The sequence below is a fragment of the Pseudomonas fluorescens genome (assembly GCF_002022275.1).
Classification (GTDB): domain Bacteria; phylum Pseudomonadota; class Gammaproteobacteria; order Pseudomonadales; family Pseudomonadaceae; genus Aquipseudomonas; species Aquipseudomonas fluorescens_AJ.
The window spans coordinates 49,085-70,926 of sequence record NZ_MSDF01000018.1; the positions used below are offsets into that span (position 1 = coordinate 49,085).

At 60.8% G+C, this 21,842-nt stretch carries 19 protein-coding genes; 7 read left to right on the forward strand and 12 right to left on the reverse strand.

The window, feature by feature from the left end:
- Positions 1-161: 161 nt before the first annotated feature.
- The 5 genes from BFW87_RS16415 to BFW87_RS16435 all read right to left on the reverse strand — a co-directional run bounded on the left by BFW87_RS16415 (position 162) and on the right by BFW87_RS16435 (position 8,101).
- A complete protein-coding gene (locus tag BFW87_RS16415) occupies positions 162-1,484 on the reverse strand; it encodes an OprD family porin (protein ID WP_078740805.1) in 1,323 nt (440 codons plus the stop codon).
- A 295-nt stretch (positions 1,485-1,779) separates the two neighbouring features.
- A complete protein-coding gene (locus BFW87_RS16420) occupies positions 1,780-3,144 on the reverse strand; it encodes a heavy metal sensor histidine kinase (protein ID WP_078740806.1) in 1,365 nt (454 codons plus the stop codon).
- Positions 3,134-3,811, reverse strand: a complete 678-nt coding sequence (locus BFW87_RS16425) for a heavy metal response regulator transcription factor (RefSeq protein WP_078740807.1) — start codon at positions 3,809-3,811, stop codon at positions 3,134-3,136. Before BFW87_RS16425 ends, BFW87_RS16420 begins: the two co-directional genes overlap by 11 nt.
- Positions 3,812-3,842: 31 nt before the next feature.
- A complete protein-coding gene (locus BFW87_RS16430; RefSeq protein WP_078740808.1) occupies positions 3,843-6,938 on the reverse strand; it encodes a multidrug efflux RND transporter permease subunit in 3,096 nt (1,031 codons plus the stop codon).
- Positions 6,935-8,101, reverse strand: a complete 1,167-nt coding sequence (locus tag BFW87_RS16435; RefSeq protein WP_078740809.1) for an efflux RND transporter periplasmic adaptor subunit — start codon at positions 8,099-8,101, stop codon at positions 6,935-6,937. Before BFW87_RS16435 ends, BFW87_RS16430 begins: the two co-directional genes overlap by 4 nt.
- Positions 8,102-8,313: 212 nt before the next feature.
- Between BFW87_RS16435 and BFW87_RS16440 the strand changes: the two genes are divergently transcribed.
- From BFW87_RS16440 to BFW87_RS16450, 3 genes are all read left to right on the forward strand, one after another.
- Positions 8,314-8,547 (forward strand): hypothetical protein, encoded by a 234-nt coding sequence (locus BFW87_RS16440; RefSeq protein ID WP_078740810.1) that lies wholly within the window; start codon positions 8,314-8,316, stop codon positions 8,545-8,547.
- Positions 8,548-8,711: 164 nt separating this feature from the next.
- On the forward strand, positions 8,712-9,494 hold the full coding sequence (locus BFW87_RS16445; protein WP_078740811.1) for a transporter substrate-binding domain-containing protein: 783 nt from the start codon (positions 8,712-8,714) through the stop codon (positions 9,492-9,494).
- Between the two features lie 174 nt (positions 9,495-9,668).
- Positions 9,669-10,856 carry a transporter substrate-binding domain-containing protein gene (locus BFW87_RS16450; protein WP_078740837.1) on the forward strand — a complete coding sequence of 396 codons (1,188 nt, stop codon included), beginning with the start codon at positions 9,669-9,671 and terminating at the stop codon, positions 10,854-10,856.
- On the opposite strand, the gene BFW87_RS16455 is transcribed toward BFW87_RS16450, so the two are convergent.
- The 5 genes from BFW87_RS16455 to BFW87_RS16475 all read right to left on the reverse strand — a co-directional run bounded on the left by BFW87_RS16455 (position 10,834) and on the right by BFW87_RS16475 (position 15,423).
- Entirely contained in the window at positions 10,834-11,577 is a 744-nt protein-coding gene (locus tag BFW87_RS16455; RefSeq protein WP_078740812.1) for a YkgJ family cysteine cluster protein, read from the reverse strand. The genes BFW87_RS16450 and BFW87_RS16455 overlap by 23 nt on opposite strands.
- Positions 11,578-11,685: 108 nt before the next feature.
- Complete coding sequence (locus BFW87_RS16460; protein WP_078740813.1) at positions 11,686-12,168, reverse strand: GNAT family N-acetyltransferase; 483 nt, start codon at positions 12,166-12,168, stop codon at positions 11,686-11,688.
- 3 nt (positions 12,169-12,171) lie between these two features.
- A complete protein-coding gene (locus BFW87_RS16465; RefSeq protein ID WP_078740814.1) occupies positions 12,172-13,074 on the reverse strand; it encodes a chemotaxis protein CheV in 903 nt (300 codons plus the stop codon).
- Between the two features lie 194 nt (positions 13,075-13,268).
- On the reverse strand, positions 13,269-14,243 hold the full coding sequence (locus BFW87_RS16470) for a 2-hydroxyacid dehydrogenase (RefSeq protein ID WP_078740815.1): 975 nt from the start codon (positions 14,241-14,243) through the stop codon (positions 13,269-13,271).
- Positions 14,244-14,454: 211 nt separating this feature from the next.
- Positions 14,455-15,423: a LysR family transcriptional regulator gene (locus BFW87_RS16475; RefSeq protein ID WP_078740816.1), complete on the reverse strand. Its 969-nt coding sequence runs from the start codon at positions 15,421-15,423 to the stop codon at positions 14,455-14,457.
- A 181-nt stretch (positions 15,424-15,604) separates the two neighbouring features.
- Here BFW87_RS16475 and BFW87_RS16480 point away from each other — a divergent pair, with 181 nt between their 5' ends.
- Genes BFW87_RS16480 through BFW87_RS16495 form a run of 4 tightly spaced genes read left to right on the forward strand, consistent with a single transcriptional unit; the run spans position 15,605 to position 20,368 of the window.
- The gene (locus tag BFW87_RS16480; protein WP_078740817.1) at positions 15,605-17,116 is read left to right on the forward strand and encodes an efflux transporter outer membrane subunit; all 1,512 of its coding nucleotides are present in this window, start codon (positions 15,605-15,607) and stop codon (positions 17,114-17,116) included.
- 10 nt (positions 17,117-17,126) lie between these two features.
- Complete coding sequence (locus BFW87_RS16485) at positions 17,127-19,304, forward strand: FUSC family protein (protein ID WP_078740818.1); 2,178 nt, start codon at positions 17,127-17,129, stop codon at positions 19,302-19,304.
- Positions 19,294-19,494, forward strand: coding sequence for a DUF1656 domain-containing protein (locus tag BFW87_RS16490; RefSeq protein WP_078740819.1), 201 nt, complete (start codon positions 19,294-19,296; stop codon positions 19,492-19,494). Before BFW87_RS16485 ends, BFW87_RS16490 begins: the two co-directional genes overlap by 11 nt.
- 10 nt (positions 19,495-19,504) lie before the next feature.
- The gene (locus tag BFW87_RS16495; RefSeq protein ID WP_078740820.1) at positions 19,505-20,368 is read left to right on the forward strand and encodes an efflux RND transporter periplasmic adaptor subunit; all 864 of its coding nucleotides are present in this window, start codon (positions 19,505-19,507) and stop codon (positions 20,366-20,368) included.
- 6 nt (positions 20,369-20,374) lie between these two features.
- Here the strand turns inward: BFW87_RS16495 and BFW87_RS16500 are convergent, their stop codons facing one another.
- Together BFW87_RS16500 and BFW87_RS16505 are read right to left on the reverse strand one after the other, a co-directional pair.
- The gene (locus BFW87_RS16500) at positions 20,375-20,833 is read right to left on the reverse strand and encodes a hypothetical protein (RefSeq protein ID WP_254865899.1); all 459 of its coding nucleotides are present in this window, start codon (positions 20,831-20,833) and stop codon (positions 20,375-20,377) included.
- Complete coding sequence (locus BFW87_RS16505) at positions 20,823-21,749, reverse strand: NAD synthetase (RefSeq protein ID WP_078740821.1); 927 nt, start codon at positions 21,747-21,749, stop codon at positions 20,823-20,825. Before BFW87_RS16505 ends, BFW87_RS16500 begins: the two co-directional genes overlap by 11 nt.
- Positions 21,750-21,842: the final 93 nt, after the last annotated feature.

The window sequence follows — 21,842 nt, forward strand, 5'->3', positions numbered from 1 at the left end:
CTTCGAGGATGCCCATAGCTTAGTAGGCAAACGCAGATTCAGTGTGGGAGCTGGCTTGCCTGCGATAGCGTTGTACCCGTCGACGCGTTTACATCTGGTGCACCGCCATCGCAGGCAAGCCAGCTCCCACCTTTTGAGCGTATTCCATAGGACGAGCGGCGTTAGAACACGTCGATCGGATAATCCACGATCACCCGGTATTCATCCACATCCCGGTCCACTGCCGAATAGCCATTGCCGCCACGGTTAGTTGCCCACTGCAGGCGCACCGCCAGATCCTTGGCCTTGCCGCCTTGCACCACGTATTTCAGGTCGATATCGCGTTCCCAGTGCTTGGCATCTTTACCGTCGGCGCTGTACCAGGCGCTGTAGCCACGGCTGTTGGGGTCGACTTTGGTCAGGTCGGTCTTGCCGCTGATGTAGGAGACCGCCGAGGTCAGGCCGGGCATGCCGAGGCCGGAGAAGTCATAGACGTACTTGAGCTTCCACGAGCGCTCGTTCGGGCCGTTGAAGTCGGAGTATTGCTGGGAGTTGTCCAGGTAAATGCTGTCGCCCTGGGCGATGTAATCGAACGGCGTGTTGCCATTGACCCGCTGATAGGCGGCGGTGACGCTGTGGTTGCCCACGCCGACGGTGAAATGCAGGCTGTAAGTGTTGTTGTCGATGCCGCCCAACAGCGACTGGCCGGTGTCCTGGGTGTGGTAGTAGTGCAGGCCCGGGTTGAGGCTCACCCACTCGTTCAGCGCGTAGGTGTAGTCCAGGTCGTAGTAATACTGATGCCATACGTCTTTCAATTTGGAGGCGTACAGGTTGCTGGTTAAACCCGGAATGCCGCTGAACGACACGCCGGCCCAATTCAGGTGCTGGCTGTCGGTGTTGTCCGGCAATGCGCCATAGCTGGTGCCGATGCGCCGGTGGCCGCTCTGGTTGTAGAGCTTGGTGAAACTGGCCTGGCCGCCTTCGAGCATCCAGCCTTCGAAACTGTGGTTGGTCACGCTGACGCCACGGAAGGTCTGCGGCAGCATGCGGGTCATGCCGCCGGCGATCACCGGGTTGTTGAGGAACAAGTCGCCAGCTCTCAGCTCCGTGTCGAACGCGCGCATTTTCAGGGTGCCGCCTGCGGTGGAGAACGAGCCGGGTGCTTTGCCGTTGCCACTGCCGTAGGGAAGGATGCTGGAGCCATCAGTGCCGCCACCGCCGTCAAGCTTGAGGCCGAGCATGGCATTCACGTCCAGGCCGAAGCCGACGGTGCCTTGGGTGTAGCCGGATTCAAATGTGCCGAGAAAGCCTTGGCCCCATTCCTTGCTGTCATCGGTGTGAATGTCGCGCCGGTCGCGGTTCATGTAGTAGTTGCGGGTGTTGATTTTGAGGCTGGCGCCTTCAACGAAACCGTCGGCGGGGGTGGGGTCTGCCGCGTGGGCGAGAGGGGCGATCGTTGTTGCAATCGCGAGGAATAACGGGGTAAGCGTCAGCGAGTTCTTCACCGGTGTAGCTCCTTTGGTCTATCGACAACGGCCAGTGTCGTGGGGGTGTGCCTGGCCTTTTTTTACGGCAAAAAAAAGCCGCTGAAGTCAGCGGCTTTAAACAGATTCCCAGTGTAGAGCCCTGGAAATAAGTCGAGGGAAATTCGGGTGAGCGTGAACCTGTCCTGCCGTCTCGCTCATCGGTGCGTCAAAGTAACGCAGGTGAGCGGTGCGATACAGAGTGTAACAAGATAATAACTATTGCCCAAACGGCAACAGTAAGACCGCTGGAGCTCCCACATTTGACCGGGGTGCCTTAGACGGGCAACGTAATGCCAAAGGTATTACCGCCACCCTCACTGCGCACAAACACATCCCCGCCGTGCATCAGCGCAATCGCCTTGACGATCGCCAACCCCAACCCGTGATTCGCCCCGCTGTTGCTGCGCGATGCATCCACCCGATAAAACCGCTCGAACAACCGTGGCAAATGCTCACTGGCAATCTCATCACCCGGGTTGGTCACCCCGATCGATACCTGATGCTCCTGCATTTCAATGTTCACTTCGATCAATCGCCCCGGCGCGGTGTGTTGCACCGCGTTGCTCAGCAGGTTGATCAGCGCGCGGCGCAGGTGGGCTTTTTCGATATGCACCAGGGCGTCGCCGCGTACGTGCACTTTTACCTGGGCGTCTTCGAGGATGAAGTCCAGATAGTCGAGGGTCGTGGCGACCTCATCGGCCAGCGAGCTTTCGATCAGCTTGGTGGCCTTGCTGCCCTGATCGGCACTGGCCAGGAACAGCATGTCATTGATGATCGAGCGCAGGCGTTCCAGCTCTTCGAGGTTGGATTGCAGCACTTCGAAATAATGCTCGGCCGAGCGCCCACGGGTCAGTGCCACTTGGGTCTGGCCGATCAGATTGGTCAGCGGCGAGCGCAGTTCATGAGCCACATCGGCATTGAAGGATTCCAGGCGCGAATAAGCCTGTTCCACCCGATCGAGGGTGGAGTTGAACGAATTAACGAACTGGCTCAACTCCGGCGGCAGCGGCGACAATTGCAGGCGCCCGGAGAGTTTGGGTGGCGCCAGTTTCTGCGCTTCATCCGAGAGTTTGCCCAGCGGTTTGAGGCCGATCCGCGAGACCCAGAACCCCAACAGCGCCGCCAGCACCACGCCGACAAACGCCAGGCCGATCAGCGCCATCAACAGTTGGTGCTGGGTGGCGTGGAAGTTCTCGGTGTCGATGGCGATCATGAAACGCAGCGGCGGGCGCTGATCCTTGGCCGGGAACTGGCTGACCAGTGCTTTGAACGGGTGTTTGTGGCCGGCCAGGCGCAGGTCGCGCTTACCGGTGCGGCCTTCGGCGAAGGCGCGGATCTGTGCGTCGGGGTTGCCGTATTCGTAGTTCGGATCGCTGCTCACCACCCAGAACCGGATGCGCTTGTCTTCTTCGCTGAGTAACTTCAGTTTGGCGGTAATTTTCGCCCAGTGATCCGGCGTGCCGAAGCGGTTGACCGAAGATTCCAGCACGCTGTAGCGCGCATCCAGCTCGGCGCCCGGTAACAACCCCAGGCCCCGGTCCACCTGTTGGTACAGCGCGCCGCCGATCAATACAAAGATCAGCAACGCCACCAGGGTGAACATGCCGCTCAGGCGCAGGGCGATGGAGTTAGCCGACACTGCGATTCTCCAGCACGTAACCCATGCCGCGAATGGTGTGCAAAAGCTTAGTGTCGAACGGCCCGTCGAGCTTGGCGCGCAGGCGTTTGATCGCCACTTCGACCACGTTGGCGTCGCTGTCGAAATTGATGTCCCAGACCATTTCCGCAATTGAGGTCTTGGAAAGGATTTCACCCTGACGCCGCGCCAACACGCTGAGCAGCGAGAACTCCTTGGCCGTCAGGTCCAGACGCACGCCGTTGCGGCTGGCTTTGCGGCTGATCAGGTCGATCCACAGGTCGGCCACGGTGACTTGCACCGGTTCATGGCCGCCGCTGCGGCGCGTCAGGGCTTGCAAGCGCGCCACCAGTTCCAGGAAGGAAAACGGTTTGCCCAGGTAATCATCCGCGCCTTCACGCAGGCCACGGATGCGGTCTTCCACGCGCTCGCGGGCGGTGAGCATGATCACCGGCGTCTGCTTGCGCGCACGCAGCGCGCGAAGCACGCCAAAGCCATCGAGGCCCGGGAGCATCACGTCGAGCACGATCACCGCGTAATCGTTCTCCAGCGCCAGGTGCAAACCCTCGACGCCTTCGCGTGCCACATCCACGGTGTAACCCTGTTCCGTCAGGCCGCGATGCAGGTAGTCCGCGGTTTTTTCTTCATCTTCAATAATCAGGACGCGCATGAGCCTTTTGTTCCAGGACGGGGCCTAGGCCTTAATGTGTGGTCGCCAGCTCAAGGGCTGGTTTGGGTCTGTGGAAAAACCGTTCAAGGTACAAGTATATGACCGGAGTGGTGAACAGCGTCAGCGCCTGACTCACCAGCAGCCCGCCGACCACCGCGATACCCAGCGGTTGGCGCAGTTCGGCGCCTGGCCCGGAGCCCAGCATCAGCGGCACCGCACCGAGCAACGCGGCGAGGGTGGTCATGATGATCGGCCGGAATCGCGTGACGCACGCTTCATAGATCGCCTCCTCAGGCGGCAGCCCGCGCACACGCTGAGCCTCCAGCGCAAAGTCGATCATCAGGATGCCGTTTTTCTTCACGATGCCGATCAGCAATACCAGGCCGATCAGCGCCATGATCGAGAAGTCCTGGCCGAGCAACCACAGCATGATCAACGCGCCCAGGCCCGCCGAGGGCAGGGTGGAAATGATTGTCAGCGGGTGCACGAAACTCTCATACAGCACACCCAGAATAATATAGACCGCCACCAGCGCCGCGAGGATCAGCCACGGCTGGCTGGCCAAGGAACTCTGGAATGCCTGGGCTGCGCCCTGGAACGTGCCGATCATGGTGGCCGGCATGCCGATTTCGTTCTTGGCCTGGTTGAGCATGATCACCGCATCGCCCAACGCCACCCCAGGTGCCAGGTTGAACGACAGGTTGGCGGCCGGGAACATGCCGTCATGGCTGATTGACAGCGGGCCCACGGTAGGCGGGTCGACCTTGGCCAGCGCCGACAGCGGCACCATTTCATTGGTCAGCGGCGAGCGCAGGTAGAAGTAGTTCAGGCTCTCGGCCTTGCCGCGTTGCTGGCTGTCGAGCTCCAGCACCACTTGGTACTGGTTGATCTCGGTCTGAAACTCGTTGATCTGGCGCTGGCCGAACGCGTCATACAGCGCCTGGTCGACGTCGGTAGCGGTCAAGCCGAAGCGCGCGGCGGCCTGGCGGTCGATGCTGATGTGGGTGATGCTGCCGCCCAGTTGCAGGTCGTTGGACAGGTCGCGAAATGCCGGGTTGGCGCGCAGTTTTTCGGTCAGGCGCTGGGTCCAGGTGTTCAGCGTCGGGCCGTCGTTGCTCTTGAGCACATATTGATACTGGGCGCGGCTCGGGCCGGAGCTGAGGTTGATGTCCTGGCCGGCACGCAGGTACAGCACGATGCCCGGCACTTTCGCCAGTTTCGGGCGGATCCTGTCGATGAACTGGCTGGCGGACACGTCGCGATCACCGCGGTCTTTCAAGGCGATCCAGAAGCGCCCGTTGGCGATGGTCTGGTTGCTGCCGGTCACGCCCACGGAGTGAGAAAATGATTCCACTGCCGGGTCAGCCTTGACGATTTCGGCGAGGGCCTTGTGTTTGGCGACCATGTCCGGGTACGACACGTCGGCCGCCGCTTCGCTGGTGCCGAGTACAAAACCGGTGTCTTGCACCGGGAAGAACCCCTTGGGAATAAACACGTAGCCGACCACGGCCAGGGCCAGAGTCACCATGAAAATGGCCGCCATGCTGCGCTGATGCGCCAGCGCACGGCGCAGGTTGCGTGCGTAGCCCGCGAGCAGGCGTTCGCTGAAACCGGGTTTGTCGTGGGCATGGTGAGTGGGTGCGCGCATGAACAGCGCAGCCAGCGTGGGCGCCAATGTCAGCGAGACCACCACCGAAATCAGGATGGTCGAGGTGGCTGTCAGCGCAAATTCCTTGAACAGTCGCCCGACCACACCGCCCATGAACAGCAGTGGAATAAACGCCGCCACCAGCGAGAAGCTGATGGACACCACGGTAAAGCCAATCTCGCCGGAGCCCTTGATCGCTGCTTCGCGTTTATCGAGGCCGGCCTCCAGGTGACGGTGAATGTTTTCCACCACCACAATGGCATCGTCCACCACAAAACCCACGGCGATCACGATCGCCACCAGCGTGAGGTTGTTCAGGCTGAAGCCCATCAGGTACATCAGCGCAAAACTCGCCACCAGCGACACGCCGAGCACGCTGGACACAATCATCGTCGCCGACAATTGGCGCAGGAACAGCGCCATTACCGCCACCACCAGCAAAATCGCGATCAGCAGGGTCACTTCCACTTCATGCAGGGACGCGCGGATGGTCTTGGTACGGTCGGTCAATACGCTGACTTTTACCGAGGCCGGCAGCATGCCTTCCAGGCGCGGCAGTTCTGCCTGAATGCGGTCCACGGTCTCGACGATGTTCGCGCCGGGCTGGCGTGAAATCACCAGGTTGACGCCCGGGGTGTCACCGGACCACGCCTGCACGTAGGCGTTTTCCGAACCGTTGATGACTTTGGCGATGTCACGCAGTTGAACCGGTGCGCCGTTCTTGTAGGAAACAATCAGCTGGCCGTAGTCGTCCGGGTGAAACAGCTGGTCGTTTGTCGACAGGGTCGACACGCTGTTCTCACCGTAAATCGCGCCTTTGGCCAGGTTCAGGCTCGATTGCTGGATGGCCACACGCACGTCGGCGAGGGTCAGGCCGATGGCTGCGAGTTTATCCGGCGAGGCCTGTACACGAATCGCCGGGCGTTGCTGGCCGGTGATGTTGATCTGGCCGACGCCGTCGATCTGGCTGATCTGGCGGGCCAGCAGGGTTTCCACGTAGTCGCTCAGTTCGGTGCTGGGCATGCTGTCTGAACTGACGCTGAGGATCAGCACCGGGCTGTCCGCCGGGTTGACCTTTTTCCAGGTCGGCAGGCTGGGCATGTCGCTGGGCAGTTTGCCGGACGCGGTGTTGATCGCGGCCTGGACTTCCTGCGCGGCGGTATCGATGCTCTTGGTCAGGGTGAACTGCAGGGTCAGCAGGCTGGAGCCCAGCGCACTGCTGGAGGTCATCTGGGTCATGCCGGGGATGGCGCTGAATTGCACCTCCAGGGGCGTGGCGACCGACGACGCCATGGTGTCCGGGCTGGCGCCGGGCAGGGTGGCGGTGACCTGAATCGTCGGAAATTCCGCTTCCGGCAGTGGGGCGACGGCCAAACGCGGGAAGGCAATCACCCCGAGCAGCACCAGAGCGAAGGTCAACAACAGGGTGGCGACCGGATGATCAACGCACCAGGCGGAAGGCGAACGGCTGCCGCTCATGGCTGCACCTTGGCGTCGACGGTCTGGATCACTTGCGGTGGCTCTTTAAGCACTTCCACTTGAGCGCCAGCCTTGAGCCGCGATTGACCATCACTGACCAGCACATCCCCGGCGTTCACGCCCTTGATGATGTTGATCTCGCTGTTCTGATAGGCCACTTGCACCGGCACAATCTCCACCTTGTCACCGTTGACGCGGTACACAAAGTGCGAGTCCAGGCCACGTTGCACCACGGTTGGCGGCACTGTCAGGGCATTTTTGTCGAGAGCCGTCTGGATCTTGATGGTCACCAGTTGCCCCGGCCACAGACGCTGCGAGGCGTTGGTGAATTCTGCCTTGGCGCGCAGGGTGCCGGTGGTGGAACTGATCTGGTTGTCGATCAGGCTCAAGTGGCCTTCGCCGAGCAGGTCGCCGGTCTGGCCGTCGGTGTCGGCGCCCTGATAGGCGTCGACGCTGGCTCTGTCAGGCGCGGCGATCAGGCCTTGCAGGGTTGGGAGCATTTGTTGCGGCAGGGAAAATTCGACGGCGATCGGGTCGATCTGGGTCACCGAAAACAGGCCCTGGGTATCGCTCATGCGCAGGAAGTTGCCTTCGTCCACGCTGCGAATACCGACGCGACCGGTGACGGGGGAGCGAATTTGAGTGTAGGAAAGCTGCACCTGCGCTGAGTCGATCGCGGCCTGATTGCCTTGCGCAGTGGCCTTGAGCTGATTGACCAGCGCTTGTTGCTGGTCATAGGTCTGCTTCGACACGCCGTCGTCGATGCTCAGTTCCTTATAGCGCTTGAGGTTGACCAGCGCCACTTGCAACTGCGCCTGGCTTTCGCCCAATTGCGCCTTGGCCTGGTCGAGGCTGGCGCGGATCGAACGGTCATCAATGGTCGCCAGCAAATCGCCGGTCTTGACCAGTTGACCCTCTTTCACCAGCAATTTGGTGAGGATGCCGTCGATCTGCGGGCGAATCACCACGCTGTGCAACGACAGCACCGAGCCGATGCCGCTGACAAACCGCGGAATGTCCTGCTGCGTGACGCTCACCACCCGCACCGGGATTGCAGTGGGTGCCGCCAGTTTGGTCTTGGCCGGCCGGGTCCACACCCAGGCTGCAATGGCCACTACCACGAGGACACCCACGATCAGGGCGGTTTTTCGTTGAATGTGCATGGGGTGAGGCGCCGGGGCAAAGGGTGGGAAGGATAGGGGCTCTTTATAACGCGCCAATCCGGTCAGCACAGTGACCGCTATCTGACGGCGCTGTCAGTAAACTCCCGCCGTTCGTACCGGCGGTGGTTAAAGATCCGAAGCGCGCAGGTATACTGCGCGCCTGCGTGGCCCGCAACCGGCCCGCCTCATTTTTTGCACACCCCGGAGCTTTCATGACTTCCCCGACACAACCCCCTGTTGAAGCGGCCGACCTCGTCGATCCGGCCGACGCTGAAAGCGTTGAAAAAGCCGAGATCCCGGCGTTCAAGTTTCCGTTCAAACCGGGTGAACTGGCCGGGGCCAAGAACGCTGCCCAGCCTTGGTACAAGAATGGCGCCAAAAACGGCCACACCAAGTCGCCGGGCATGGCCCCGCCGGGCACTCGCCGCTCAATGGGTAAACGCTGAGACTAATCCGCTGAACGCAATGTCGGCATTCGCCTACAACGGTTGCTGACTTTTCTGCTTGTAGGTGTACGTCCGCTTCTAGAAAGCTGCACAGCCTTTCCTTCGCCCCGGCTATTTTTGTCGGCGCCTGGCGAGGCTGATCTTTCCGGAAAAGGACGTCCCTTGTGGTCCTCATACACCTATGCCTGGCGTTTGCTCTATTGCTGTCGATGGATGCCGCGGCGGCTGCTGATCAACCGCGGGGCGAAATTCGCTTTGCCGTCGCCGCGCAGTTCCCTCCGTTTCAAAGCCGTAATCAGCAAGGCGAGCTGGTGGGGCTCAATATCGACTTGGGCAATGCGCTGTGCAAACAGCTCAACGTGCGCTGTACCTGGGTTGATCAGGTGCTTGTGGAAAACTTCCCGGCCCTTGAGGCGCGGCAGTTCGACGCGATCATGGGCATGGCGCCCACCTCAAAGCGGCGCCAATGGGTGAGTTTCACCGACAACCTCTATCCATTCACCACTCGGCTGGTGGCTCGCAAGGCTTCCGGTTTATTACCCACCGCACGCTCGCTTAAAGGAAAGCGAGTTGGCGTGCTCCTGGGCAGTAATCGCGAGGCGTTTGTGCAGTCGGAATGGGCGCCGGCAGGCGTCATCGTCAAGAGTTTCTGGCTTAATGACGAACTGATGCGAAGTCTTGTGGCGGGTCAGATCGATGCGACGTTGCAAGGTACCGTGGAGATTCGCAGAGCATTGCTTGACACCGCCGGGGGGCAGGATTTCGACTTTCTTGGCCCGGCTGTTTCGGCTGAATTATTGGGTGACGGCGTGGCCATTGCATTGCGTAAGCCTGACATCAACTTGCGCAATGAGCTCAACCACGCGCTGGAGCGGCTGATGCAGAGCGGTGAGTACCTGCGGATTCTGCAGTCCTACAACCTGGATGACCCGACTCCCCGTCACTGAGGTAATCGGCGGTCAAGCAAAATGCTGACTACTATAAGTTTGGGAATTCTCCTACTAAGTAAACAGGCGTGTCGTAGTTAAAGACCGGTTAGTGCTTGTTAGAACGTTGGGCGTGTTCGGGCCTTCAGTGGCTGAGCCCGAATGCCTGACACCACTTTCGCACAGGACAGGTTTATGACTACGGCAACAAGAATGCTGACGCTCGCTCTGATGATATTTGCCGGGAGCGGTTGCGCTGTTGCTCCCCCTCCAACCATCCCGTGGAGCGAGATACGATTTGGCGTCGAGGCGGATGTACCGCCTTTTGAATACCGCAATGCGCAAGGCGATCTCGTGGGTTTGGATATTGAGCTGGGTAACGCACTGTGTGCTGAGCTCCAGGCGCGTTGCGTGTGGGTCGACCAGCCTTATGCAACCAATATTGCAGCGCTCCAGGCCCAGCGTTTCGACGCGATCATGCCGATGACCGCGACCCCGCCACGGCGTCAAATAGTCGACTTCACCGACCCACTCTATGCCCTTGAAAACCGGTTGGTGGCCCGTGTGGGTTCCAACCTGCTGCCAGAGCCCAATTCGCTGAGGGGCAAACGCGTGGGTGTATTGACGGGCACTAGCCGCGCAGCCTATGCCATGGCACGGTGGGCGCCGCAAGGGGTGCAGGTGATTAGCTTCAATCTCAACACTCAACTGATCAAGAGTTTTCTGGCTGGTGAGTTGGACGCGACCTTGCAAGACAGCATTGAAATCAGCGAGGCGTTGTTGAACACCCCTCAAGGCACAGCGTTTGCCTTTGCCGGACCGGCTATCCAGGATGAGTTGTTGGGCAGTGGCCCCGCCATTGCTACGCGCAAGACCGACCCTGAATTGACCGCGGCACTGAACAAGGCGCTGCAGCGCTTGAAAGACAACGGCAAGTACGCGGCCATTACCCAGCCTTATCTTGCACCGACGTCAAGCCAACCTGCACCTGCCGAGATGGTATTCACACCGGGGGGCAGTGGGTTGCCGTTCTCGGAAACCGTGAAGGCCGCCAACACACTCTATATCTCGGGACAGTTGGGCAGTGATAAAGACGGCAAGCTGGTGCCCGGGGGGATCCGCCCGGAAACCGGCCAAGCGCTTAGAAACATGCGCGACATTCTGAACAAACAGGGCGTGAGCATGGGTGAAATAGCCCAGTGCATGGTGATTCTTGCCGACATCAAGGATTTCAAGGCAATGAACGAAGTCTATGTCGGCTATTTTCCGAAGGATAAGCTTCCGACGCGAACCACCTTTGCCGCGGGCAAGCTGCTGGATGATGCCCGGATCGAAATCCAGTGCACGGCGATCAAACAGCCTAAGCCTGTCGCAATGAAATAAACGCGTAGTTGGCCGGCACCTGGGTTGCGATCTGGGCGCCGGCATCCAACAGTTGTTCAGCGATGTCCATTCCGGACACGTGAAACACCCACTCATTGGCGGGTGAGGGCTGATTGATCGCCAACTCGATCGCCTGCGCAAAAGCATTCATATCTGGCAGGTACGCAGTAAACCCATCGCCCTTGAGCGCCGTGGTGCGAATGCCGAGCAAGGCGCACACCGCTTCCTTGGTCTGTACATCGTCGCGGTCGGCCTGGCGTGATTGGCGAATCAGGTCTGCGAGTTCCAGGTCTATCAACTCACCGCCGACGATCAGCGCCGGGCCCTGTTCCCAGGATTCCGGCGGGCAGTCCTTGGCGGCCGGGTTGAGCGGGATGTGCGGGTTGATTTCCATCGGGTAGATGCGACAGACCAATGGGCGGCGTTCATAAATGCCGCAGCGGTTGTCTTCGTCAAGATTCCGGCAGCGCCCGGCGTTGTAAGCGGCCAAGGTGATTGCCACAAAGGCCTCGGTATTGCCGCTGGGCACCACCACCGAACGGCGCTCGGCGTGCTCGCGTTGTTGTTGAGGCAGGCCCAGACCGTTGCCCAGAAAACCTTCTACCAGAACGATGACGTTACCGCCGTCCGCCGCCCACTGCCGGGCTTCCAGGAGGGTCAGGGGCACGTGGTGGTCGGTGCAGCATTTGCCGCAACCTACGCAGGAAAAGTGAGTATTCATGGAGGATCTGTCACCAGGCAAGGTCAGAGGGCACTCGTTGGCGGTGACGGGTTTTTACCTCTGTTCACCGCTTGGGCTCTCTGGAAGCAAGTTATGCGCCAGTGCCCGTCAGCTCTCGGGGACGACGTCACGCAGGACAAAGACCATGCCCGCACTTTCATACAGTTGCCGCGCACGCAGGTTGCTTTCCCGTACCTTGAGGTCCACGTAGGGCTCGCCGCGTTGTTTGAACACGTGGAAAGTGTGCAGCAGCAAGGCGCGGCCCAGCCCCTGGCCCTGGGCGCACGGGTGAATGGAGAGGTTTTTGATAAAGGCGCTGGTCCAGCATTGGGCCACGCCGAGAATTCCATCGGCGTTGCTGGCGACCAGGCACAGCGTGGGGTCGAATTCGGCATCGGTAGTGAACCGTCGCCGCCATTCATCCAGCCCGGCGACACGCCCACCGCCGCTGTTCTGGGTCATGCTCAGCACTGCGTGAATGGCCGGAGCCAGCTCGTCACGGTAGTGATCCAGTTGCGTATTCGGCGGCCATTGCGGGGCGGGCAGGCTGCCGGTGAGGTCGCGACGCAACAGCTGGAAATAGTCGGCCAACGCTTACAAACCCTTTTGCGCCACGGTTTGGGCGGCCACGACCAGGCACTTGGTCAGCTCCGGTGAGGAAAACTTGGTGAGCACTGCGTCGGCACCGGCCAGGCGGGCTTTTTCGCTGTTCATCGCGCTGTCCAGGGACGTGTGCAGCAGCACATAGAGGTGCTGAAAATCCGGGGTTTCGCGCAGGGTGCGGGTGAGGGCATAACCGTCCATCTCGGACATTTCGATGTCGGAGACCACCACGTTGATCTGCTCGACCGTGCCCTGCAGTTCCAGCAGCACGTCGATGGCTTCCTTGGCGCTGCGGGCGGTGTGGCAGGTCAACCCGAGGTTGCGCAAGGTGTGTACCGATTGCTGCAACGCCACCTGGCTGTCGTCGACCACCAGGATGTGCGCATTGCCCAGCACTTCGGCCTCTTCCATGGTCAGGTCAGTAGGCGCCGCTTCAATCGGTGCCGGGGCGATGCCGTGGATGACCTTTTCGATGTCCAGCACTTGCACCAATCCGCCTTCGACCTGGGTCACGCCGGTGATAAACGCGCGGTTGCCGCCGGAGCCATACGGCGGCGGGCGGATATCCGTGGTCAGGCAGTGCACGATCTTGCTCACGGCCTGCACATGCAAACCCTGCTTGGAACGGCTGACGTCAGTGACGATCAGGCAACCGCCGTTGGGGTCCTGCAACGGCATTTCGCCCAAGGCACGGCTGAGGTCGATCACCGACAACGACGCGCCGCGCAGGGTGGCGATGCCTTTGACGTGCGGGTGCGACTCCGGCAGCTTGGTCAGCGGCGGGCAGGGGATGATTTCACTGACTTTCAGCAGGTTGATCGCCATCAGCTTGCCGCTGCGCAGAGTAAAGAGCAGAAGCGAGAGTGAATCTGCGCGGGCTTTGGTGGTGGACATAAAAACCTTCTGTGGATCAGGGATGACGAACTTCTATGGAAGGTTATCGACTTGAGGACGCCAGGCTTTAACCGGGTTTTGTGTCGGACTGGCTTGTGTGGGAGCTGGCTTGCCTGCGATGCAAGCGCCTCGGTCTGGCAGTTGCACCGAGGTGAAGCTATCGCAGGCAAGCCAGCTCCCACAGGGGGAACGTGTCAGCCCTTCCACACTTGCGGGTTCACCAGATCCTGCGGACGCTCGCCCAGCAAGGCGCTGCGCAGGTTCTCCAGGGCGCGGTTGGCCATGGCTTCGCGGGTTTCATCGGTCGCCGAGCCGATGTGAGGCAGGGTCACGGCATTGCTCAGCTGAAACAGCGGCGACTCGGCCAGCGGCTCCTGCTCATACACATCCAGCCCGGCGCCGCGAATACGCCCGGTTTGCAGGGCTTCGATCAGCGCCGGTTCATCTACCACCGGGCCACGGGAAATGTTGATCAGGATCGCGCTGGGCTTCATCAGCTCCAGCTCGCGGGTGCTGATCAGGTGACGGGTCTTGTCACTCAACGGCACCACCAGGCAGACGAAATCCGCCTCGGCCAGCAACTGGTCCAGGCTGCGAAATTGCGCGCCCAGTTCCTGTTCCAGCTCAGTCTTGCGGCTGTTGCCGCTGTACAGAATCGGCATGTTGAAACCCAGGCGGCCACGGCGGGCAACGGCGGCGCCGATATTGCCCATGCCGACGATACCGAGGGTTTTGCCGTGTACATCGCAACCAAACAACGGCGCGCCGACGCTGGCTTTCCATTGGCCGGCCTTGGTCCAGGCGTCCAGCTCGGCGACACGGCGTGCGCTGCTCATCAGCAGGGCGAACGCCAGGTCGGCGGTGCTTTCGGTGAGTACGTCCGGGGTGTTGGTGAGCATGATGCCGCGTTCGTTGAAGTACGCCACGTCGTAGTTGTCGTAGCCCACCGACACGCTGGAGACCACTTCCAGTTTGCTCGCGCCTTCCAGCTGCGCGCGGCCCAACTTGCGGCCTACGCCGATCAAACCATGGGCGTGGGGCAGGGCTTCATTGAATTGGGCATTGATGTCCCCGCGCTTGGGGTCGGGCGAAATCACCTCGAAATCCTGTTGCAGGCGTTCGATCATTTGCGGGGTGACACGGCTGAAGGCGAGGACAGTCTTTTTCATGGCAGGCGGGCTCATCGACTACGGGAGAATGCCAAGCAAGCTAACATTCCTGGTCAAGGTTGTCAGGACACTGCAGATCAAAAGTGGGCAGGGGACAAATGTGGGAGCTGGCTTGCCTGCGATGCAGGCAACTCGGTGTATCAGGCAGACCGAGTTGTTGCTATCGCAGGCAAGCCAGCTCCCACATTTGATCTCAATTGTTTGATGGAAATCAGGTCGCCAGCCGAGCGCCGCCCAAGCCGCCACTCAACTCATACGCTGCCAACTCCGCCTGATGCGCCGCCAGAATCTCCGGCAACGAACCGCGCAGGTATTCCACCCACGTTTTGATCTTCGCATCCAGGTACTGGCGCGACGGGTAGATGGCGTACAGGTTCAGCTCCTGCGAGCGGTAGGTCGGCATCACCCGCACCAGCGTGCCATTGCGCAGGCCTTCGATGGCCGCATACACCGGCAGCAGGCCGACGCCCATGCCACTGGTGATCGCGGTTTTCATCGCGTCGGCCGAGTTGACCAAAAACGGCGAGGTATTGATCGCCACGCTTTCCTGGCCTTCAGGGCCGTTGAACGTCCATTTGTCCAGCTGGATCACCGGGCTCACCAGGCGCAGGCACGCATGGTTGAGCAAATCCTGAGGGCGTTGCGCGCAGCCCTTGGCCTTGACGTAATCCGGTGAGGCGCAGGCGATGCTGTAGGTGATGCCCAACCGTTGCGACACAAACCCCGAATCCGGCAGCTCGCTGGCCAGCACGATGGACACGTCGTAACCCTCGTCGAGCAGGTCCGGCACGCGGTTGGCGAGGGTCAGGTCGAAGGTCACGTCGGGGTGAGTGCGGCGGTAGCGGGCAATCGCGTCGATCACGAAATGTTGGCCGATGCCGGTCATGGTGTGCACTTTCAACTGCCCGGCCGGGCGCGCATGCGCGTCGCTGGCCTCGGCTTCGGCTTCTTCGACGTAGGCGAGGATCTGCTCGCAGCGCAGCAAATAACGTTTGCCGGCTTCGGTCAGCGCGATGCGTCGGGTGGTGCGGTTGAGCAAGCGGGTTTGCAGGTGGGCCTCCAGGTTGGAGACCGCGCGCGAGACGTTGGCGGTGGTGGTGTCCAGTTGCACGGCGGCGGCGGTGAAGCTGCCGGCCTCGGCCACGCAACTGAAAGCGCGCATGTTTTGCAAAGTGTCCATGGAGTGTTCTCAAGGGAGATAGCAAATTGTGACAGAAAGTTACGCCGTCCAGTGATCCCTACCAACGGATTATCGCCTGAACGGTAACAAAGATTCACAGGAATGCCAGCTTATCGTCCTCCATGGCGCCCCCTAGAATTGCGCCACCTCTCCCGCATCACCATCTCAGGATTCGCTTGCCGTGCCGCTTCGCATCAGCAGAGAGCTGAAGACTCTCAGTGTTTGGGCCTTATCGTTAGCAATCAGCGGCTGCATCGGAACCGGAGGAATCGCCCCTCAGGGCCAGGCCCTCAACGCCAATACCCTGGCCACCGATGCCGCGATCCAGAGCGCCGCGAAGGATGCCCACTGGCCCACCGCGCAATGGTGGCAAGCCTACGGCGACCCGCAATTGAACCGCTGGGTCGACCTCGCCACACAAAACAACCCGAGTATGGCCATGGCTGCCGCGCGGGTGCGTGAAGCACGTGCGTTGGCCGGGGTTGCCGAGTCCGCCGAGTCGTTGCAGATCAACAGCGACACGACGCTCAAGCGCCACAACTGGCCGAAAGATCAGTTCTATGGCCCGGGCGAGTTGAGCGGTGCCAATACCTGGGACAACATTGCGTCCCTGGGCCTGAGCTACGCACTCGACCTGTGGGGGCGCGAAAGTAACACCACTGAACGCGCTGTCGACCTGGCGCACATGAGCGCCGCCGAAGCCCGCCAGGCCCAGCTCGAACTGCAGAACAACGTGGTGCGCGCCTATATCCAGCTGTCGTTGCACTACGCCAACCGCGACATCGTCGCCGCCACCCTGGCCCAGCAACAGCAGATTCTGGACCTGGCCAACAAGCGCCTGAACGCCGGAATCGGCACGCACTTCGATGTCAGCCAGGCCGAAACCCCGTTGCCGGAAACCCACCGCCAACTCGACGCCGTGGACGAAGACATCGCCCTGAGCTGCAACCAGCTTGCGGCGTTGGCCGGCAAAGGCCCGGGGGAGTGCGCGCAGCTGCAACGCCCGAGCCTGTCCCTCGCCGCGCCGCTCAAGTTGCCTTCGAGCTTGCCCGCCCAATTGCTCGGCCAGCGCCCCGACGTGGTCGCCAGCCGTTGGCAAGTCGCGGCACAGGCGCGCGGCATTGATGTGGCCCACGCAGGTTTTTATCCCAATGTGGATTTGGTTGGCAGCCTCGGCTACATGGCCACCGGCGGCGCCATGCTGGGCTTTCTGAGTGGCGAAAAACTCAACTACACCATCGGCCCGGCGATCACCTTGCCGATCTTCGACGGCGGCCGTTTGCGTGCGCAATTGGGCGAGGCGAGTGCCGGGTATGACATCGCTGTTGCTCGGTACAACCAGACGCTGGTCAACGCGCTCAAGGGCATCAGCGACCAATTGATCCGCCGCGAATCCCTGGACAAGCAGTCGGCCTTCGCCGCGCAGTCGGTGGCTTCGGCGCAGAAAACCTACGACATCGCGACCATCGCCTATCAACGCGGCCTCACCGATTACCTCAATGTGCTGAACGCCCAGACGTTGCTGTTCCGCCAGCAGCAGATCGAGCAACAGGTGCAGGCCGCGCGTTTGAGTGCCCACGCTGAACTTGTGACCGCATTGGGCGGTGGCCTCAGTGCTGGAAACGATGTGCCACAAGACGCCAAGACCCACCCAAGCAAAACCCCGGCGGCGCTCGCCGTGTTTGATCACTGAGTAAGATTCGATGACCCCCTTGCCTGCACCGCTGCGCCTGTTGCACTCCCTGGAGTGGCGCCGTGGTTTTTTCGACTGGGCACGCAGCGACGGCGTGACCTGGGTGTATATCTTCAAGGTGCTGATCGCCGCGTTCCTCACGCTGTGGCTGGCCATGCGCCTGGAGTTGCCGCAACCGCGCACGGCGATGATCACTGTGTTTATCGTGATGCAGCCCCAGAGTGGCCAAGTGTTCGCCAAAAGTTTTTACCGCTTCCTTGGCACCCTGGCCGGCTCGGCGGTGATGGTCTTTCTGATCGCCTTGTTTGCGCAGAACACCGAGTTGTTCCTTGGCGCGCTGGCGATCTGGGTCGGCATTTGTACCGCTGGCGCCACGCGTAATCGCAACTTTCGCGCCTATGGTTTTGTGCTGGCGGGCTACACGGCGGCGATGGTCGGTTTACCGGCGCTGGCGCATCCGGACGGCGCGTTTATGGCGGCGGTGTGGCGCGTGCTGGAAATCTCCCTGGGGATTCTCTGCTCCACACTGGTGAGCGCCGCGATCCTGCCGCAAACCTCCAGCGCCGCCATGCGCAACGCCTTGTATCAGCGCTTTGGCGTGTTCGCGCTGTTCGTCACCGACGGCCTGCGCGGTCGCAGCGGGCGTGAAGCTTTCGAGGCCAGCAACGTGCGCTTTATCGCCGAAGCCGTGGGCCTGGAAGGGCTGCGCAGCGTCACGGTGTTTGAAGACCCGCACATGCGTCGGCGCAATGGCCGGCTCAGCCGCCTCAACAGCGAATTCATGAGCATTACCACGCGTTTCAACGCCTTGCATCAACTGCTCGAACGCCTGCGTGCGGATGAGGCCAACCACGTCGTCGCCGCGATCAAACCCGGCCTGCAGGACCTGGCCGAAGTGCTCGATGGTTTCTCCGGTCGCGCCTTAACCAGCCCCGATGCGGCAAAACTGGTTGCGCAGTTGAGCGCCTACAAGGACGGCCTGCCCGCCAAGGTACGCAGCCTGCGCGCGAGCTTCCAGGAGTGTGAACCGAGCGAAGCCGAGCAGCTGGATTTCCACACCGCCTACGAGCTGCTTTACCGCTTCGTCGACGACCTGCACAACTACGCGCAGACCCATGCATCGTTGGCCGACCACCGCCACGCACGCGAGCAGTGGGACGAAACCTTCATTCCCAAAACCAACTGGCTGGCCTGTGCGGCTTCGGGTATTCGTGCGTCGTTCATTCTTGTTGTGCTCGGCAGTTATTGGGTCGCTACAGCCTGGCCCAGCGGCGCAACCATGACCCTGATCGCCGCCGCCACCGTGGGCCTGTCTGCCGCCACGCCGAACCCGAAACGCATGGCGTTCCAGATGGCCTGCGGCACCCTGATCGGTGCACTGGTGGGCTTTGTCGAAATGTTCTTTGTGTTCCCCTTGATCGACGGCTTCCCACTGCTGTGCGTGATGCTCGCGCCCGTGATCATCTTCGGCTCTTTCCTCGCCTCACGTCCGCAATACGCCGGCGTCGGCGTGGGCCTGTTGATCTTCTTCAGCACCGGCTCGGTGCCGGACAACCTCACGGTCTACAACCCCTACACCTTCATCAACGACTACATCGCCATGGTTATCGGCATGCTGGTGTGCGCGGCGGCGGGGGCGATCATCTTGCCGCCCAATAGCCGCTGGCTGTGGCGGCGTCTGGAGCAGGACCTGCGCGAGCAAGTGGTGTACGCCATCAGCGGCAAACTCAAGGGGCTGGCGTCGAGTTTTGAAAGCCGCACCCGTGATTTGCTGCACCAAGCCTATGGCCTCGCCGTCGGCCAGCCGAAGGTGCAGCGCGACCTGCTGCGCTGGATGTTCGTGGTGCTGGAAGTCGGCCACGCGATCATCGAGTTGCGCAAGGAACAGGCGATTCTGCCGGTGCACCCGGCGTATGCCGAATCCCAGCCATGGCGCCAGGCGATCCGCGTAATGGGCCGCTCGCTGGTGCGGCTGTTCCTGCAACCCAGCGCCAGCAATCTGGAGCGCGGCCTGATTGCCGTCGACCACGCGATCAGCCGCGTGCAGGCCACCGACGAACCTTTCGCCCCGCACTTCGACACGTCAGCGCTGCGCCGGGTGAAAAGCTACCTGCACTTTATCCGCACCTCGCTGCTGGACCCGCAATCGCCGCTGGCGGCCTTCAAAGGATCTCCGAATGCCCCGTGAAATCGCCTTCCACGGCCTCTACATGCCGACCATGACCCTGATGTTTTTCATCGCGGCCGCCCTGGCCTGGGCGCTGGACCGCTTCCTGGCCGGGTTCGACCTGTACCGTTTTTTCTGGCACCCGGCGTTGCTGCGCCTGAGCCTGTTCGTTTGCCTGTTCGGCGCCCTGGCGCTGACCGTCTACCGTTGAGAATGCCCCGATGAAAAAGTTTTTCAGCCTGCTCGCGACCTTGCTGGTACTGGCCTTGGCGATCTGGATTGGCCGCACGTTGTGGGTGCACTACATGGAGACCCCCTGGACCCGCGACGGCCGCGTGCGCGCCGACATCATCAACGTCGCCGCCGACGTCACCGGCGAAGTGGTCGACGTGCCGGTGCGTGACAACCAGTTGGTGAAAAAGGGCGACTTGCTGATGCAGATCGATCCCGAGCACTACCGCATTGCGGTCAAGCAGGCGCAGTCACTGGTCGCCTCTCGCAAAGCCACGTGGGAGATGCGCAAGGTCAACGCCCATCGCCGCGCCGACCTGGATGCGCTGGTGATCTCCAAGGAAAACCGTGACGACGCCAGCAACATCGCCGACTCGGCCCTGGCGGATTACCAACATGCGCTGGCGCAGCTGGAAGCGGCTGAGCTGAATTTGAAACGCACGCAGGTGGTGGCGGCGGTCGATGGTTATGTCACCAACCTGAATGTGCATCGCGGTGACTACGCGCGCATCGGCGAGGCCAAAATGGCCGTGGTCGATATGAATTCGTTCTGGGTGTATGGCTTCTTCGAAGAAACCAAGCTGCCCCATGTGAAGGTCGGCGATAAGGCCGATATGCAACTGATGAGCGGCGAGACCTTGAAGGGCCACGTGGAAAGCATCTCGCGCGGCATCTACGACCGCGACAACCCCGAGAGCCGTGAGCTCATTGCCGATGTGAACCCCACGTTCAACTGGGTGCGGTTGGCCCAGCGTGTGCCGGTAAGGATTCATATTGATGAAGTGCCGGAGGGCGTGCTGCTGGCGGCGGGCATCACCTGCACGGTGATTGTTCGAGAGTTGCAGGTTGATTGAGTCTGACTAATACGCGAGTGCTTTGGCCCTCATTTTGCGCCGGCGTCTGACGCGCAACATACCGACAAAGCGGCGATGGTTTTTTGTATTGAGCAACAGTAGGCAGAACAGCGATTGAAACAACGGAAATAGCGCGAACATAGTAACGCGGTGGTTGCCCAAGTAGTCTGCCGCCAGCAAAGCGTTCAGGGCGGCGGCGCCGACAAGTAGAGCAGGGCCTGCGCGTAAACCTGCCGCTACCAGGGTCAAACCAGCGCAAATTATCAGCAGCAACGTCAGGCTCGCCGCTACCGCGTATTCGTTGGGGAGATAATTTATTCGGGAGTAATAGGACAGGCTATGTGAAAGGTTGCCTGAAATACTGACCAGGCTCATGGACACTGCGGTCCCCACTGTAAAAGCAAAACGTTGGGTGTAACGACGCAATGTTTGAGGTGCCCGAGGGGGTTCGTTTTTACTGCTCATGGTTGTCAAACTCCTCATATAAGGCGATGACGATTTGGTTGATATTCCCAGACAGGCTACTGCCAGTTATCGCAATAACTGCCCCCACTTGATCGGCTAACTGAATGAGAATGTCCTGACGTAATTGGGTATTACTGAATCGTTTTGGGAGCGTTCCGGCCAATTGCTTCAACCGGATCATTTCGCGAGCATGGCGGGGGTTTTGCAGGCGCAGAACTTCATGTGTCAGCTTTGCGCGTTCCTGTCGGCTCATGCGTCTTAAAATGTCAGTGACGCTGCGACCGGTGGTGCTTTTGATGGTCATGACGGTTTTTACGGTGACAAACGTTGTGCTGCCCGCGCCCACCAGCGAAATACCGTCCAAGGCTGAAGTCATTGCCTGATACCAGCTCAGGCTGTCGTAATAATCGTTCTCTGCCGGGTTGGTAAGTTCTTTGTAGGTTCGCCACAGGCCGTTGGCACATTGCACACCGCTTGCGGCCGCGGCTGTATAAGCAATGTAAGTGACGGCAAGAGTGGAACCTGCACTTAGGGGAGCCGTCGCGATCCCTACCTTGGCCACGACGATTCCAATCGCGGCCCCACTGCACGCCAGCGCCATGCCCGACGCCTCCTTCCACAACTGAGACTCTCGCGGTGAACTTGCCGCCAGCTGCGCGTAGTCATCGGCGGTCATCACCACCACAGCCATCTCCCGCAAAATCACCCGCTTGGGTTTGATACTGCATAACGGTACAAATTCGCGTAACACCGTCACACGATAGTCGGTGCCGATATGCACCACGCCGGCCCCGACGATAGCCGGGTCGGCATCGATGGTTCTATAAAGCCTGGGCAGGTCCAGCCGGCTGGTCAGTCGCTGGCGAGTTGTGGTGTGCGCATCCGGCACACCGCTTCGCAGGAAATCGCTCGGCATCCTTCCACCTGTGAGTAAACAGAGGTGAAAGAGCCTGAGGATTAGTGCCTTCAGTTGATGTCAGGTAGTTCGCCATATTTCGTAGGAACTGGC

Coding starts and splice junctions, on each gene's coding strand:
- BFW87_RS16425 (WP_078740807.1), bottom strand. CDS start 3,811: ATGCGCGTCCTGATTATTGAAGATGAAGAAAAAACCGCGGACTACCTG.
- BFW87_RS16455 (WP_078740812.1), bottom strand. CDS start 11,577: ATGAATACTCACTTTTCCTGCGTAGGTTGCGGCAAATGCTGCACCGAC.
- BFW87_RS16430 (WP_078740808.1), bottom strand. CDS start 6,938: ATGAGCGGCAGCCGTTCGCCTTCCGCCTGGTGCGTTGATCATCCGGTC.
- BFW87_RS16475 (WP_078740816.1), bottom strand. CDS start 15,423: ATGGACACTTTGCAAAACATGCGCGCTTTCAGTTGCGTGGCCGAGGCC.
- BFW87_RS16505 (WP_078740821.1), bottom strand. CDS start 21,749: ATGCCGAGCGATTTCCTGCGAAGCGGTGTGCCGGATGCGCACACCACA.
- BFW87_RS16465 (WP_078740814.1), bottom strand. CDS start 13,074: ATGTCCACCACCAAAGCCCGCGCAGATTCACTCTCGCTTCTGCTCTTT.
- BFW87_RS16495 (WP_078740820.1), top strand. CDS start 19,505: ATGAAAAAGTTTTTCAGCCTGCTCGCGACCTTGCTGGTACTGGCCTTG.
- BFW87_RS16440 (WP_078740810.1), top strand. CDS start 8,314: ATGACTTCCCCGACACAACCCCCTGTTGAAGCGGCCGACCTCGTCGAT.
- BFW87_RS16500 (WP_254865899.1), bottom strand. CDS start 20,833: ATGAGCAGTAAAAACGAACCCCCTCGGGCACCTCAAACATTGCGTCGT.
- BFW87_RS16450 (WP_078740837.1), top strand. CDS start 9,669: ATGACTACGGCAACAAGAATGCTGACGCTCGCTCTGATGATATTTGCC.
- BFW87_RS16470 (WP_078740815.1), bottom strand. CDS start 14,243: ATGAAAAAGACTGTCCTCGCCTTCAGCCGTGTCACCCCGCAAATGATC.
- BFW87_RS16435 (WP_078740809.1), bottom strand. CDS start 8,101: ATGCACATTCAACGAAAAACCGCCCTGATCGTGGGTGTCCTCGTGGTA.
- BFW87_RS16490 (WP_078740819.1), top strand. CDS start 19,294: ATGCCCCGTGAAATCGCCTTCCACGGCCTCTACATGCCGACCATGACC.
- BFW87_RS16485 (WP_078740818.1), top strand. CDS start 17,127: ATGACCCCCTTGCCTGCACCGCTGCGCCTGTTGCACTCCCTGGAGTGG.